Annotated in this window: 13 protein-coding genes; 7 read left to right on the plus strand and 6 right to left on the minus strand. The window is 63.5% G+C overall.

The window, feature by feature from the left end:
• The first annotated feature begins 109 nt into the window (after window positions 1-109).
• On the plus strand, window positions 110-1567 hold the full coding sequence (locus NKH06_RS00860; RefSeq protein WP_127291661.1) for an NAD-dependent succinate-semialdehyde dehydrogenase: 1458 nt from the start codon (window positions 110-112) through the stop codon (window positions 1565-1567).
• 93 nt (window positions 1568-1660) lie between these two features.
• The gene (locus NKH06_RS00865; protein WP_023812255.1) at window positions 1661-2683 is read left to right on the plus strand and encodes an aldose epimerase family protein; all 1023 of its coding nucleotides are present in this window, start codon (window positions 1661-1663) and stop codon (window positions 2681-2683) included.
• Window positions 2684-2733: 50 nt separating this feature from the next.
• Here NKH06_RS00865 and NKH06_RS00870 read toward each other — a convergent pair whose 3' ends face one another.
• On the minus strand, window positions 2734-3654 hold the full coding sequence (locus NKH06_RS00870) for a sugar kinase (RefSeq protein ID WP_128304045.1): 921 nt from the start codon (window positions 3652-3654) through the stop codon (window positions 2734-2736).
• Window positions 3655-3805: 151 nt separating this feature from the next.
• Between NKH06_RS00870 and NKH06_RS00875 the strand changes: the two genes are divergently transcribed.
• Window positions 3806-4255 carry a FixH family protein gene (locus tag NKH06_RS00875; RefSeq protein ID WP_023812254.1) on the plus strand — a complete coding sequence of 150 codons (450 nt, stop codon included), beginning with the start codon at window positions 3806-3808 and terminating at the stop codon, window positions 4253-4255.
• Window positions 4256-4262: 7 nt separating this feature from the next.
• Window positions 4263-5462, plus strand: a complete 1200-nt coding sequence (locus NKH06_RS00880; RefSeq protein WP_352439884.1) for a cytochrome-c peroxidase — start codon at window positions 4263-4265, stop codon at window positions 5460-5462.
• A gap of 94 nt (window positions 5463-5556) precedes the next feature.
• Here NKH06_RS00880 and NKH06_RS00885 read toward each other — a convergent pair whose 3' ends face one another.
• Window positions 5557-6009 (minus strand): Lrp/AsnC family transcriptional regulator, encoded by a 453-nt coding sequence (locus NKH06_RS00885; protein WP_352891886.1) that lies wholly within the window; start codon window positions 6007-6009, stop codon window positions 5557-5559.
• A gap of 162 nt (window positions 6010-6171) precedes the next feature.
• Between NKH06_RS00885 and putA the strand changes: the two genes are divergently transcribed.
• A complete protein-coding gene (putA, locus tag NKH06_RS00890; RefSeq protein WP_352891888.1) occupies window positions 6172-9783 on the plus strand; it encodes a bifunctional proline dehydrogenase/L-glutamate gamma-semialdehyde dehydrogenase PutA in 3612 nt (1203 codons plus the stop codon).
• Between the two features lie 13 nt (window positions 9784-9796).
• Here putA and hmuQ read toward each other — a convergent pair whose 3' ends face one another.
• The 4 genes from hmuQ to NKH06_RS00910 form a co-directional block, all read right to left on the minus strand.
• Window positions 9797-10111: a heme-degrading protein HmuQ gene (gene hmuQ, locus NKH06_RS00895; protein WP_352891952.1), complete on the minus strand. Its 315-nt coding sequence runs from the start codon at window positions 10109-10111 to the stop codon at window positions 9797-9799.
• Window positions 10112-10171: 60 nt separating this feature from the next.
• A complete protein-coding gene (locus NKH06_RS00900) occupies window positions 10172-11185 on the minus strand; it encodes a TonB family protein (protein ID WP_352891889.1) in 1014 nt (337 codons plus the stop codon).
• Between the two features lie 91 nt (window positions 11186-11276).
• Window positions 11277-11720, minus strand: coding sequence for a hypothetical protein (locus NKH06_RS00905; RefSeq protein WP_023812248.1), 444 nt, complete (start codon window positions 11718-11720; stop codon window positions 11277-11279).
• A gap of 5 nt (window positions 11721-11725) precedes the next feature.
• Window positions 11726-13936, minus strand: coding sequence for a TonB-dependent hemoglobin/transferrin/lactoferrin family receptor (locus NKH06_RS00910; protein ID WP_352891891.1), 2211 nt, complete (start codon window positions 13934-13936; stop codon window positions 11726-11728).
• Window positions 13937-14134: 198 nt separating this feature from the next.
• Between NKH06_RS00910 and hemP the strand changes: the two genes are divergently transcribed.
• Window positions 14135-14341, plus strand: a complete 207-nt coding sequence (hemP, locus tag NKH06_RS00915) for a hemin uptake protein HemP (protein ID WP_023757683.1) — start codon at window positions 14135-14137, stop codon at window positions 14339-14341.
• Window positions 14342-14364: 23 nt separating this feature from the next.
• Window positions 14365-15426 (plus strand): hemin-degrading factor, encoded by a 1062-nt coding sequence (locus NKH06_RS00920; protein ID WP_352891892.1) that lies wholly within the window; start codon window positions 14365-14367, stop codon window positions 15424-15426.
• The last annotated feature ends 5 nt before the right edge of the window (window positions 15427-15431 follow it).

Consider the following 15431-nt stretch of genomic DNA (forward strand, 5'->3'; position numbering starts at 1 on the left):
TTGCCCTCGGTAAAGAGCAGTGGCTCCGGCGTGCCGGCTTCAGTCCATGGCGCACGCTCACCGAAGATTTCACAGACCGGCCGTCAGCGCGCCGAACGGAGGATAGACCATGCTTCAGAAAACCAGCCATTTCATGCGGCAGGCCAATCTCATCAATGGCGAATGGGTGCAGGCCGACAGCGGCCAGACGGTTGACGTCAACAACCCGGCCACCGGCCTCAAGATCGGCACCGTGCCGAAGTCGGGCAAAGCCGAAACCCGCCGCGCCATCGAAGCCGCCGCGGAAGCTTTCAAGACCTGGCGCAAGACGACCGCGCTCGAGCGCTCGAAGCTGCTGCGCAAGCTGCATGACGCAATGATGGACAATCAGGACGTGCTGGCCGAACTGCTGACCATCGAACAGGGCAAGTCGCTGTTCGAATCGAAGGGCGAGATCGGCTCTGCCGCGGCCTACATATTGTGGTTCGCCGAGGAAGGCCGCCGCACCTATGGCGACGTCGTGCCGTCGCCATGGGCGGACCGCCGCATCCTGGTGACCAAGGAACCGGTCGGGGTCATCGCCGCCATCACGCCGTGGAATTTCCCGTCCTCGATGCTGGCCCGCAAGCTCGGCCCGGCGCTCGCCGCCGGCTGCACCGCAGTGGTCAAGCCGGCCTCGCAGACACCATATTCAGGCCTCGCCTGGGGTGCGCTCGCAGAGGAGGTCGGCTTCCCCAAGGGCGTCGTCAACATCCTGACCGGTTCGGCAAGCGAGATCGGCGACGAGATCTGCGCCAATCCGCTGGTGTCGAAGATCACCTTCACCGGATCGACCGAAGTCGGCAAGCTTCTCATCCAGAAGTCGTCGGTCACCGTCAAGAAAGTGTCGATGGAGCTCGGTGGCAACGCGCCGTTCATTGTCTTCGATGACGCCGACCTCGAGCGTGCGGTCGCTGGTGCGATCACCGCCAAGTATCGCAATTCCGGCCAGACCTGCGTCTGCACCAACCGCTTCCTTGTCCAGGCTGGTGTCTATGACAAGTTCGTCGAGAAGCTCGCTGCCGCCAGCAACGGGCTGAAGGTCGGCTCCGGCCTCGAGGACGGCGTGCAGCAGGGGCCGCTGATCGACGAGAAGGCGGTCGAGAAGGTCGAAGAACTGATCGCCGACGCCACATCCAAGGGCGGCAAGATCGTTGCCGGCGGCAAGCGCCATGCGCTCGGCGGTTCGTTCTTCCAGCCGACGGTCATTGCCAATGCGACGCCCAAGATGCGCTTCATGAAGGAAGAGATCTTTGGCCCGGTCGCACCGGTGTTCAAGTTCGAGACCGAAGAGGAGGCGATAGCACTCGCCAACGACACCGAATTCGGCCTCGCCTGCTATTTCTACACCGGCGATCTCGGCCGCGCCTTCCGCGTCATGGAAGGGCTGAAATACGGCATGGTCGGCGTCAATGAAGGCCTCATCACCACGCCGGAGGCGCCGTTCGGCGGCGTCAAGGAATCGGGTCTCGGCAAAGAAGGCGGACATCAGGGCATCGAGGATTATCTCGACACCAAATATGTCTGCATCGGCGGCCTCGGCCTCTGATAGGATATTCCCTGAGATGGGGAGGCCGATGGCCTGCCTGTCTCTCATGGGAAAACCAGCCGAAGTCTTCTGGATCAACTGGCATTTACGGGCATGGCGATGAAGGACGGCGAGGTTTTCGGCACGACGCAGGCAGGCGAGCCGGTGCGTCGCTTCACGATCAGGGGCGGCGGTATCACCGCCAACATCATCGGTCTGGGCGCGATCATCCAGGATCTGCGCCTGACCGGGCACGATGCGCCGCTGGTGCTTGGCTACGACAATCTGGCGGCCTACGAGACGGATACGGGCTTCTTTGGAGCGGTTGTCGGCCGCTATGCCAACCGCATCCGCGACGGCCGCTTTACCATCGCCGGCAGCCGCTACCAGACCGAGCAAAACTTCCTCGACAAGCATACGCTGCATGGCGGCTCGCAAGGCTATTCTCACAGGCCGTGGACGGTTTCGTTGCATGGCAGGGATTTCGTCACGCTGACGTTGCACGATCCCGACGGCGCGATGGGCTTTCCCGGCGCGCTCGATGTCACTTGCACCTACCGGTTGAAGATCCCCGGCACGCTCAGCGTCGAGCTGACCGCCACCTGCGAGGAGCCGACGCTGTGCAATCTGACCCAGCATTCCTATTTCAACCTGGATGATGGCGGCGCCGGCGACATTCTCGACCACAGGATGATGCTGAATGCCGGCGCCTACCTGCCGGTCGATGGCGACATGATCCCGACCGGCGTGGTCAAGCCGGTTGACGGTACGCCGTTCGATTTCCGCCAGGCGCGGCCGCTGCGCATGGAGACCGAGGGCGAACAGCTGCCCTACGACCAGAATTTCTGCCTCGCTTCGGCACGCGGGCCGCTCAAGCAGGCGGCATGGGCGCAAGGCGCCAGTTCCGGTGTCGAGATGGAGGTCTGGACCACTGAGCCGGGCGTCCAGCTCTATACCGGCCAGTACGTGACGCCGCGCACCGGGTTGGAAGGCCGCGACTACAAGGCTTTTTGCGGCTTCTGCCTGGAGCCGCAGATTTGGCCGGACGCGCCGAACCGGCCTTATTTCCCGCAGGCGACGCTGTGGCCGGGCGCGATCTACCACCACGTGACGGAATACAGATTCCGTCTGCCCTGAGGCCTGCCAATGTTCAGGTGAAGCCCGCCTGACCTGAATCGCAACAGACTTTAGCCGGCGAAGGCCGCGCGCAGCGTCTCGAACGGCGCCAGCGCGCCGCGCACCTGCACCACGGCGGCGGCGACGCGATGCGCACGGCGTGCTGCTTCAAGCGGGTCGTGGCCGGCAAGTCGAGCCGCAAGATAGCCGCCGTTGAAGGAATCGCCGGCGCCCGTCGTATCGGCGGGAGCGGCGACATGGATTGCCGGGACTTCGCGCAGCGTTCCTGCTTGGGCAATCAGTGCCGGTGCTTCGCCGTTCTTGACGACGACCTCGCCGACGAGTTGCCCGAGCCGCTTCGCTGTGGCTTGCGGTGTTGGATCGCCGAACAGCATCTGCTCGTCGGGGAAGGTCGGCAATGCGATGTCGGTGACGGCAAGGGCTTCGACGATCGCTGCCTGCGCATCCTCGCGCTCACGCCAGAGCCGCGGCCGATAGTTGGGGTCGAAGGCGATAAGTGAACCAGCCGAACGCGCCTTGGCGACGGCGGCCAGCAACTCAGCGCGCGCGGCTTCGTCCAGAATTGCCAAAGTGATTCCGGAAAAATAGACAAGTGCCTGATTTTCCAGGTTTTTCGATAATGCGGCCGGGTCCGAGACAAGCTGCCGCGCGGCGGCGTCGCCACGCCAATAGGTGAAGGAACGTTCGGCTCCCGTCAGCGTGATGGCATAGAGGCCGGGCCGCGCGCCCGCTATGAGCGGGCTGGAGCCGATGCCGATGCCGTTTTCAGCGAAGAAATCGATCTGGCCTTGCGAGAATGGATCGTCGCCGAAGGCCGAGACATAGGTTGCCGGCCGCTCAGCGCTCAGTGCATGCAGCGCCCACAGCGTGTTGAACGTGTCGCCGGCAAAGCCTATGCGCCAGTTCGGTCCCGTCTGGCCCGACAGTTCGAGCATGCATTCGCCGATCGAGGCGACGCCGTTTCCCGCCATCTGCAATCCTCCAGTGATCTCGGTGCTGTAGCTTTTTGCCACCGGCAGCGCCATGCTTGGCAAGCAGGGTTTTTTCCGCCACAGCGTTTTCCCACAGGCTGGCGGGATGCGATCCGTTCGGCAGAGCGTTGTCTGCAGAAGAGGAACCGGTTTGGCATCGATATGGCGTTATCTTCTGGCAGGTCTTGGTCTGGCTGCCTTGCTGGTCGGCATTCTCGCGGTCGTTTACCTGACGGCGCCGCGGTCGGCGCGGCCCGCCGGCCCGGATGTCTCTCGGACGAAGAACACCGCCAACGGGCTGTTCGTGGCAAGCTTCGCGCCGGAGCGAGGCGTTGTGCGGCTAGGCCAACTGCAATCCTGGCTGCTGACGCTGAAGACAAAGGCTGGAGCTCCGGTGGAAGGGGCGGCGATCGCGATCTCCGGCGGCATGCCGCTGCACAGTCACGGCCTGCCGACCAGCCCGCAAGCGACCGACTATCTCGGCGACGGGCGTTACCGGATCGAAGGGGTGAAATTCACCATGAGCGGCTGGTGGCAGCTGCATTTCGCCATCTCGGCCACCGCAGGCTCCGATACGGTGCTCTTCAACGTGGTGCTGTGAGCAGGACATGAGGCGGCGTTCGCGTTTTCTGGCGCTAATGGTGGCCGTTGTCCTTACCGGCTGCACGAAGCCGGATTTTTCCGACGCCGAGAAGACGACCATCGCCTCGCTGGCGCTGTCGTCGCTGCCGGCGCTCAAGCCCGACACCACCGATCGTTTTGCCGACGTGCCGGCGGCTGCCGCACTCGGCTCGACGCTGTTCTTCGACCAGGGCATGAGCGGTGACGGGTCGATATCCTGTTCGACATGCCACAAGATCGACCGCCAGTTCCAGGACGACCTGCCGCAAGCCGTCGGCGTCGGCCGTACCAGCCGGCGGACCATGCCGCTGGCCGGCGTCGCGCGCGATCCCTGGTTCTTCTGGGACGGCCGCCGCGACAGCCTGTGGGCGCAAGCGCTGACGCCGCTCGAAAACCCGCTGGAGCAGGCGGGAAACCGCACCGCCTACGCGCATTACATCAAGGCGCGCTTCGGCGAGCGCTATGAGCGCATCTTCGGGCCGCTGCCCGATCTTTCGGGCATGCCGTCGAATGCCAGCCCGCTTGGAAACGATGCCGAGAAGGCGGCCTGGAATGCGATGAGCGGCGCGCAGCGCAGCGCAATCGACGGCGTCTTTGCCAATATCGGCAAGGCGATCGCCGCCTTCGAACGCTCGATCGAGCCGGCGCCGACGCGTTTCGACCGCTTTGCGCTGGACCTCGCCACCGGTGCCGAGCCGAAGGGCGATGCTGTCTTTTCCAAACAAGAAATCCTTGGACTTAAACTGTTCATCGGCAAGGCCAATTGCGTGACCTGTCATAACGGCCCGCGCTTCACCGACAACAGCTTCCACAACACCGGCGTGCCATCCGTTGCGGGCCTGCCGCCGGATCGCGGCCGTATCGATGCCGTGCGCCAAGTCGAGGCGGACCCGTTCAACTGCTTCGGCGCCTATCGCGATGGCGACGCCAGCGCCTGCGGCGAGTTGCGCTTCATGGTCAAGGATGCGCCCGAACTCGTTCGCGCCTACAAGACGCCATCGCTGCGCGGTGCGGCAACGCGGTCGCCCTACATGCATGCCGGGCAGTTTTCGTCGCTCGACGAGGTCGTGGCGCACTACGCCAAGGCTGCACCCAGCGTGGAGGGTACGTCCGAAGTTCATCCGCTGGGGCTGTCGGATCGTGAACGTGCGGCGCTGGTGGCTTTCCTGAAGACGCTTTCGGAGTGAGTTAGAGCCCGATCCATCCCGATGTATCGGGATGGGGCTCTACGTTTGACCATGATCTTGTCCGAAAACCGGCTTCCACTTTTCGGGATCATGGTCATCGATCCTTGACTGTCTCCATCGCCACGAAGGTCGAGGTCTGGGCGACGTGGGGCAGGGCCGAGATGCGTTCGCCGAGGACGCGGCGGTAGGCGGCGATGTCCCTGGTGCGGACTTTCAGCAGATAGTCGAAGCTCGACGCCATCATGTGGCACTGCTCGATTTCCGGCACGGCCTGCACGGATCGGTTGAAGGCATCGAGCGCGGCGGACCTGGTGTCGGACAATTTCACCTGGACGAATGCAACATGGCCTTCGCCCATGCGCTCGCGGTCGATGATCGCCTGGTAGCCCCTGATGTAGCCGTCCTTCTCCAGCCGCTTCACCCGCGCCTGCACCGGCGTTTTCGACAGGCCGACGTTTGCCGCCAGTTCTGACATCGAAAGCCGGCCATCGCTTGCCAGCGCCGCCAGGATATTCCTGTCGATGCGGTCCAATCGGTCTTCTGTCATCGAAAATGCAGTCCATATGTCGGTTTTGAGCTGCTACGATAGATCGAATGACCTGCAATGTCGATTTCTTCGGACCGATTGAAAATTCGCATCTGTGCTAGCTTCCACCATTCGGTCCGGTGACCGCCGGCCCGATCCCTTTGCTCGATCCATGGGACCGCCATGCCAGCGCTCGATGCCATCCGCCAGCAGATCCGCGCCAACTACCTGCCCGATGAAGACGAGGCCGTGAAGCGGCTTGCCGACGCGACGGCGCTCTCCGGGAAAGACCGCAAGGCGATCTCGGCCCGCGCCGCCGATCTGGTGCGGGCGGTGCGCGGTTCGTCCGATCCCCGGCTGATGGAAGTCTTCCTCTCGGCCTATGGTCTCTCCACCAAGGAAGGCGTCGCGCTGATGTGCCTGGCCGAGGCACTGTTGCGCGTGCCCGATACCGAAACGATGGACGACCTCATCGCCGACAAGATCGCGCCGCACGACTGGTCGGCGCATTCGGGCGGTTCGAGCTCCATCTTCGTCAACGCCTCGACTTGGGCGCTGATGCTGACCGGCCGCGTCCTCGATGAGGGCGAGGGCGGCATCGAAGGCACGCTGCGCTCGATGGTGCGGCGGTTGGGCGAGCCGGTCATCCGCAAGGCGGTGGCCGCCGCCATGCGCGAGATGGGCGAGCAGTTCGTGCTCGGCCGCACCATCACGGAAGCCGTCAAGCGCGGCCGGCCGATGACGCAGAAGGGCTACCTCTATTCCTTCGACATGCTGGGCGAGGCGGCCCGCACCGAGGCCGACGCCTTGCGCTATCACAAGGCCTATGCCGACGCGATTTCGTCGCTCGATTCCGGCTCCAACGGTCCTGACATCAGGCAGAACCACGGCATTTCGGTCAAGCTTTCGGCGCTGCATCCTCGCTACGAGGTGGCGCAGAAGGAAGAGATGCTGCCTGTGATGGCCGAGCGGCTCTTGTCGCTGGCGCTTGCCGCGCGCCATTCGCGTATGGGCCTCAACATCGATGCCGAGGAGGCCGATCGCCTCGATCTGTCGCTCGACGTCATCGAGCGGGTGCTGGCCGAGCCGGAGCTCGCCGGCTGGAACGGCTTCGGCGTGGTGGTGCAAGCGTATGGGCCACGCGCGGCCTTCGCCATCGATTGGCTCTATGCGCTGGCCAGGAAATACGACCGCAACATCATGGTGCGGCTGGTCAAGGGTGCCTATTGGGACACCGAGATCAAGCGGGCGCAGACGCTCGGACTGTCAGGCTATCCCGTCTTCACCCGCAAGACCAACACCGACGTTTCCTACATGGCTTGCGCGAAAAAGCTGCTATCGATGACCGACCGCATCTATCCGCAATTCGCCACCCACAATGCCCACACCGTCGCCGCCATCTTGGCGATGGCGGATAATCGCGATTCCTTCGAGTTCCAGCGCCTGCACGGCATGGGCGAGGCGCTGCACGAGACGGTGCGCCGGTCCGAAGGCACGCGCTGCCGCATCTACGCGCCGGTCGGTGCGCATTCCGATCTGCTGGCCTATCTAGTCCGCCGGTTGCTGGAGAACGGCGCCAATTCCTCCTTCGTGCACCAGCTGACCGACGAGGACGTCGAGCCGGAGGACATTGCGCGCGATCCGCTCGAAACGGTCGAGAGCCAGGGTCCGGCCGCCAATCCGGCGATTGCCCGGCCTTCCGAGATTTTTGGGGCCGGGCGTCGCAATTCGAAAGGATTCGACATCACCGACACGGTGACGCTGGCGGCGATCGACAAGGCCAGGGCGGCCTTCGCTGGGCCGGATCGTTGGCATGCCAAGCCGATCACCCGTGCCGCCGGCTACGGCAAGCAGCGTCCCATAGTCAACCCAGCAAAGCCTTCCGAAGTGGTCGGTACGGTCAGCGAAGCCGCCGCCAAGCAAGTCGCGACCGCCGTGCGCTTTGCGGTGGAAGCGCAGCCGGCATGGGCAAAACGTTCCGTCGCCGAGCGCGCTGCCATCCTCAACCGTGCCGCCGATCTCTATGAAGCCAATGCCGTCGAGTTCTTTGCACTCGCCACCCGCGAGGCCGGCAAATCGCTGGCCGACGGCGTCGCCGAAGTGCGCGAGGCGGTCGACTTCCTGCGCTACTACGCCACTGAGGCGGCCAATGCGGAGGCGGGCACGCAAGCGCGCGGCGCCATCGTGTGCATTTCGCCGTGGAATTTCCCGCTCGCCATCTTCACCGGCCAGATCGCGGCCGCACTTGTCACCGGCAATTCGGTCATCGCCAAGCCGGCCGAGCAGACGCCGCTGATCGCCTTCCGGGCTGTCGAGCTGCTGCGCGAGGCCGGTGTGCCGGAAGACGTCATCCAGTTGCTCCCTGGCGACGGCCCGTCGGTCGGCGGGCCGCTTACATCAGATCCGCGCATCGCCGGCGTCTGCTTTACCGGCTCGACCGAGGTCGCCAAGCTGATCGAGAAGCAACTGGCCAAGACGGCCGCGCCCAACGCCATGCTGATCGCCGAGACGGGCGGCCTCAACGCCATGATCGTTGATTCCACCGCGCTGCCCGAACAGGCGGTGCGCGACATCCTCGCCTCGGCATTCCAGAGTGCCGGCCAGCGTTGCTCGGCACTGCGCGTGCTCTATGTGCAGAAGGACGTGGAGAAGAAAATGCTGGAGATGCTGAAGGGCGCCATGGAGGCGCTCAGCATCGGCGATCCCTGGCGGATTTCGACCGATGTCGGCCCTGTCATCGACGACGAGGCGCAAAGCTCTATCCGCGAGTACTGCACGAAAATGGGCTTGCAGGGCCGGCTGATCGCCAAGCTCGAAGCACCCAAGGAGGGGCGCTTCGTCCCGCCGCACGTCTTCCGGGTCAAGGGCATCGAGGACATGGAGCGCGAGGTGTTCGGGCCGGTGCTGCATGTCGCTACGTTCGACGCCGACGAAATCGACGCGGTCATCGCCGCCATCAACCGCAAGGGCTATGGCCTGACCTTCGGCCTGCACACCCGCATCGAGGGTCGCGTCCAGCATTTCGTCGACGGCATTCATGCCGGCAACATCTACGTCAACCGCAACCAGATCGGCGCCGTGGTCGGCTCGCAGCCGTTTGGTGGCGAGGGGCTTTCAGGCACCGGGCCGAAGGCCGGCGGCCCGCACTACCTCCGCCGGTTCCGCAAAGGGCCGGAGGCTGGCACCCATTTGCAGGATGGCCATAAGGTCACGGCGACCGAGCTTGCCGACAATCTGCCCGATCCCACACTTGGCGGCTGGTCGACGCGTCCGGACCGGATCGCCATTCTGAGGAAGCATCTGCGCGGCAAGGGTGCTGCGGCCATAGGTGCGGCCGCCGGCATCGATTTCGGCCAGGTCGACCTGGCCGGACCAACCGGCGAGGCCAACACGCTGTCGCTGTCGCCACGCGGACGGGTGCTGTGCCTTGGTCCCGATGGCGATACGCTGCTTGCGCAGACGATCCAGGCGCTCGCCGCCGGCAATGCGGTGCTGGCCGTGGCGCCCGGCGCACCGGCTGCCCTTTCCCCATTGACCGGCAAGGGCTTGCCGCTGGCCGCCATCGATGGTCGGCCGGATCCGGTCGAAGCACGCTCACTGCGCGTCGATGTCGTCGCCTTTTCGGGCACGCCGGAGGCTGCACGCATCGTGCGCAAGGTCATCGCCGACCGCTCCGGCCCGATCGTGCCGCTGGTCAGCGAGGTACTGAACCCGGCGGCCTATGCACATGAACGGGCTGTCTGCGTCGACACCACCGCCGCCGGCGGCAATGCGAGCCTGCTGGCCGGAGCTTGATCCCGGCCAGTATTTAAGCGCCTTCGACGACCGAAAAGCCCTCGAACTGGGGGTGGCCGAGATAGTGGACCTTCGTCGTGCCGACATTTCGATGGGCGGCGCGGAAATTCTCGGACTTGGTCCAGGCGATGAAATCGTCGTGGCTGGCCCACAGCGTGTGCGACGCGAAAAGCGTGTAGCCTTCGGTCTCGTTGACCGGGCCACGCAGCAGATGGAACTCCCTAAACCCCTTCATCTCCGCAAGGGTGGAATCGCGGTTCTTCCAGACGGCTTCGAAGTCGTTCTCCGAGCCGGTCTGCACCTTGAAGCGGTTCATGGCGATGTACATGGCGGTTCCTTTCGTGCGGATGTTGATGATTGGCGGCTGCAGCGTTTGTTCTGCGCACATTCAAAATGGGCCGATTTCGGTCTCGAACTCCAAATTTGCGCTTGCGGCCTGTGGTGGAATCGGAGGGAAGGGGGCTGCCTTGCGGACAATGCCAAGCGCCGCCTGATCGAAAGCCGCCGACCCTGAGGTCTCCAGGATGCGCAACTCGTTTATGTTGCCCTTCCTGCCTATGACGAATGTGACAACCGCATTGTTGCGTGCCGCCAGCTGTAGGGAAGGCGGGAGGGTGCGATTGACGCTGCCGAGTTTTCTAAAAACATCGCCGCGGTAGTTGTCTTCCGCGGCCGTGCCTGCCTCTTTTTGCCTTTTGCCCTTGCTGGCTGCTTGCGCCGACCGGTCCTCGCCATTCGCCGTGCCGCGCTTCTCATCCGCCGTCTTTGAAGGGGCAGCTGCCGACGTTGGCCTGGCGCTGGGGATCGGTGGCTGCTCTGGAACGGCGACAGGCACTTCGGCGCTCTCGGCCTGCACGGTCGGCTGCGCCGGCGTTTCGGCCTTGGGAGCAACGCTCTGGTCATCGGGGCGAGGGGCGCCGGCCACCAATATGTCGGGCGTCACCGTCTGCTGTTTGACAGGTTCCGGCAAAGGCTTGAGCGGCTTTGCTGCGTCCTTCGCGGGTTGCGAAGGCTCCGTTGGCGGCGACGGCTTGGGCGGCGTTGCCGGCTGTGGTTTGGCCGGTTGCGGGCTGGGCACCAGTGCAACGTCTATTGCCGTCGGGTCCTTGTCCAGCGCGCTGCCGACCACGTTGGTGCCCGACTGTTCACTGCCTTCCGGCTGCTCGGCATCTTGGAAACTGGAAATCCCCGTAGGGGAGATCAGAAAGGCCGCTGCCACCGCGGCATGGAGCAGGCAGGAGACGACGATCGCCGCCGTCCACTTGCGGTTCCAGGCCGATGGCCGCGGTAGCGCGAGCGGCTCGGTTGGCTCTATCGCCAGCTCGGCGCTGGCTTCGGGGAGGGGACTGATATCCTGCATGTCTCGCCGCGAGACCTGCAGCGACAAGAGCAGAATTGTCAAATCAAGATCGTTCACTCGCAGCGGCAGTCGGCAGTGGCCGGCAACTGGCCACGCCGCATTGTTTTGCAGGAATGCGGGATGCAGTCCCACCTCAGACGCCGAAAGCGATACCGGTCTTGGTGTCCGTCTTCAGCTTGCGCATGCAGGCGTTCGGTTCGACGCCGGTACCGGTGCATTCGGTCGCGCTGTTGATCAGCACGCGGCTGACTTTCGAGCACTCGGTGCCGGCCAGATCGAAACGCGTCACCTTGGTCTTGCCCGCCGGCAATTCCTTGAAATCGAGCACGGTCAGCCGGTCGACGACGCCTGCCTCGTTGAACAAGGCGATCTCAAACGCCGCCTTGGACAGGTCGGCGCCGAGATTGTTGTTGACCACGAACGTCAGGCGGCAACCCTTGTCGGAAGGTTGCGCACCATTGAGTTCTAGGGTGAGTGCGGGGACCGGCGCGGACTCTTGTGCCCACGCCGGAACCATCGCAAGCGACATCGCCAGCATCGAGGTCAGCAGACGAAGGGATGTCATCAAGCTCGTCATGGTAATCAGCCTCCAAATCGCATCGTCGCCGCCAGCTTCAGGGTGACGCCGGGCTCGTAGGCCGCGAAGACCGGCTGCGGCGGCTGGCCGGCCGTGGTCAGGTTGAGCGGGTTGGCGTATTTGACATCGAACAGATTGTCGGCGCGGAAATCAATCTTCAAATTGTCCGTCGCCTGGTAGCTGGCAAAAGCATTGACCAGCGTGTAGTCCTCGGCGATCGGGTTGCCCTTGGGCTTGCCATTGTATTGCACTTCGCCGCCCACGGTTAGCTTGTCCTCGAGGAAGCGCAAGCCGAGCTGCGCGGTGACCTGGGATGAGGGGATGGTCAGCAGATCGGCCCGAACGTCCCTGTAGGAAATGGTATGACCATTGGTGATTGAGGCCGAAAGCCCGGCATAGCCCCATCCGGCATCATAGACGCCCTCAAGTTCGAAGCCGTCGATCTTGGCCTTGGCAAAATTCTGGTACTGGAAGCATATCGGGATACCGGGTCCGCTCGGGCAGCCGGCTGTCGGGTCAAACCGCGACAGGGTAACGCCATCGATGTAGTCTTCGACATCGTTGTTGAAATAGGCTGCCTTGATGCGCAGCGCATCGCCGGCTTCGAGGATGTCATTCTGCTTGTAGTTGAGGCCGAATTCGACGGTCTTTCCGGTTTCCGGCCGCAGATTGGGATTGGGCAGGAACGGGAAGGTGACACCCGCCGGATGGCGACCGCTGATCAGTGTTTCCGACAGGGAGGGTGACCGGTATCCTTCCGCATAGGTGCCGTAGAATTGCAGGCCGGCAAGGCTGGCGCTGTCGAAAGGCGAGACGCCGACGGTGATGCGCGGCGACAACCGGTCCCCCGACGTTTCGTGTGTGTCATCCTTGAGGCTGTAATTGTCGTAACGCAGCCCGGCGATGACTTCGAGCCACTCCCAGGTGAGCTTGTCCTGGACATAGGCGCCGGAGACTTTCCGCTTACCGGAAGGCGTATAGAAGCTGTCGCCACCGGCCGTGCCGCCGGTCTCGACGTTATCGCCGGCCCAGTCGCCGCCATAGGTCAGTTCGTGCGCGATTCCCGCGGTCTCGAATCTGGACGTGTTCCAAATGTCGATGCTGGTCGTGCCGATGTCGAATGTCGATGTCGAGCCAGCCGGCAAAACAACTGGAAGGCCGGTGCTCGGATCAAACCGGTTGAGAGGCACGAGGCTGGTCAGATCGAGATTGGTCTTGTTGTAGGAGGTGTTGATATGGAGATCGAGCCAGCTCTTGTCCTCATCCGTAATGTTGTAGCGGGCGGTGAAGGTGTTCGACTTCAGGTCGACGTCATTGACCGGCACGCCGCCGCTGATCTCGTTCCAGCCGTCGCTTGAGTCGACCCAACCGAGCTTCAGTTCGCTGTTGTCGGTCGGGCGGATGGTGGTCTTGAGCAGACCGCTCAGCACATCGAAGCCGGTGCCCTTGACCGTGTCGCCACCGCCATCCTTGTAGTCGTCATAGTTGCGGTAGACGATGTTGCCGAGCACATCCCAGTTCTCGTTGAGGCGGTAGGCACCGGATGCGCTTGTTGTCCAGCCCTTGCCGTTGCTCTCATAGCGTCCCGTGACGGAGCCGGCCCATGTTTCTTCCGGCTTGAGGAAATCCTCGGCGTCCTTGGTATCGAAGAAGACAACGCCGCCGATGGCGCCCGAGCCGTAGGTGTTGGCGACAGGACCGCGGATCACGTCGACGGATTTGACGAGTTCGGGGTCGATGTAGAAGGTCGACTGTGTGCCGTGGTCGGAACGCTGGAAGTTCTGACGGGCGCCGTCGACGATCACCGCGACGCGGCCGAAATCCTGCAAGCCGCGGATGTTGATACTGGTGCTGACGCGTCTGGCGTCGGCCTGCGCGGCGACGCCGGGCACGCCGAGCAGCATCTCATTCGGCGTCGTCGCCATGCGGCGGTCGAGCTGTTCCTGGCCGACATGGCTGGTCGATGCCAGCGATTCGATCGCCGTCTCGCCGGTGCGGCTGATGACGAGGATCTTGTCGAGCAGCGTTGCGCCCGCTTGTGCCGCCTTTTCTTCGTCGGCCTTCTTCGTTTGATCTGTCTGCTGGTCCGCCGGCTGCGCCGCCTGCTGAGCGTTGGCCAGCTGCGCCGACAAGGCGATCGCCGCCACGCTTGCCAGCAAAGCCGCTGCGCCGTTCGCCGCCGACCGGCCGCGCCATTCCCAAGTCACAATCCCCATGCCCCAACTCCAAAGTCCAGGTTTCATGCTGGCTGGCCCGGGGCTGGCTGGCATTTTTGATCATGTCCGGGGTCTTAAATGTTGACGCATTTAATCCGGTATTGCACTGACTAGTAAACATGATTATTCAAGTCAAGAAATGAATCGGATTACGCAACGCCTAGCCAGACGCCCGGCACAGGAAAGGGATCCATCCAGATGAACACCCACAATCCCAACGATTTTCGCTATCGCGTCCGCCGCTCCGACGATGCCTCCGCCCGTTTCGACCGGGTTCCGCTGGCGGTGCGAACCCTGTCCAGCAACACCCTGTTCCAGGGCGAGCACGAGATCGGCATCGAGCATCATGGCGCGCTCTATCGGCTGAAGATCACCCGCCAGGGCAAGCTCATTCTCAACAAGTAAGGCAAGGCCACAGGGACCAAGACATGGACCAGCGCGTAAAACCCGCCCCGCATGAAATCCGGCGGGCACGGACAGACAATCCGAAGACGCGCGAGCGTGATCTCGCCGCCCAGCTCGGCATTTCGGAGGCCGAGCTGGTCGCAGCCCACTGCGGCGACGGCGTCGTCCGTGTCGAGCCACGCGTCAACGATCTTTTGACCGGTCTCGAAGCCGTCGGCGAGGTCATGGCGCTGACCCGCAATGAAAGCGCGGTGCACGAGAAGATCGGCGTCTATGACAAAGTCGTCACCGGCAACCACAATGCCATGGTGCTTGGCGAAAACATCGACCTGCGCATCTTCCCGAAGGTCTGGGCACACGGCTTTGCCGTCGAGAAGCGAGACGGCGACGAAATCCGCCGCAGCCTGCAGTTTTTCGATGCGGCGGGCGAGGCCGTGCACAAGGTGCATTTGCGTCCGGCCTCCAGCCTCTATGCCTATCAGAAACTGGTTGCCGCGCTCGAATCGTCCAATCAGGAGCCGACGGTCGACATTTCAGGACCACTCCCCGATGACGAGATCTATGGCGACGAAACGACCGCCAATCTCGACGATCTCCGCGACCGCTGGAGCCGGCTGACCGATGTGCACCAGTTCTTCGGCATGCTGAAGACGCTGAAGCTCAGCCGCCGGCAGGCGGTCCGCCTGGTCGGGCAAGACTATGCCTGGCAGCTCGACAATGATGCCGCCCGTGCCATGTTTCATCACGCTGCGGAGGGCGAGATGCCGATCATGTGCTTTGTCGGCAACCGCGGCTGTATCCAGATCCATTCCGGTCCGATCAAGTCGATCAAGCCGATGGGGCCATGGATCAACGTGCTGGACGAAACCTTCCACCTGCATTTGCGGACCGACCACATCCAGGAGGTCTGGGCGGTGCGCAAGCCGACCAAGGACGGTCATGTCACCTCGCTTGAGGTCTATGACGTCGACGGCAAGATGTTCATCCAGTTCTTCGGCAAGCGTCATGAAGGCGAAAGCGAGCGGGACGACTGGCGCTTCCTGGCGGAAAACCTGCCGCGCATCCCAAGCCCGACCGCAGCCTGAGGAAA

Origin of the sequence: Mesorhizobium sp. M1342 (assembly GCF_040317955.1) — a bacterium.
GTDB lineage: Bacteria > Pseudomonadota > Alphaproteobacteria > Rhizobiales > Rhizobiaceae > Mesorhizobium.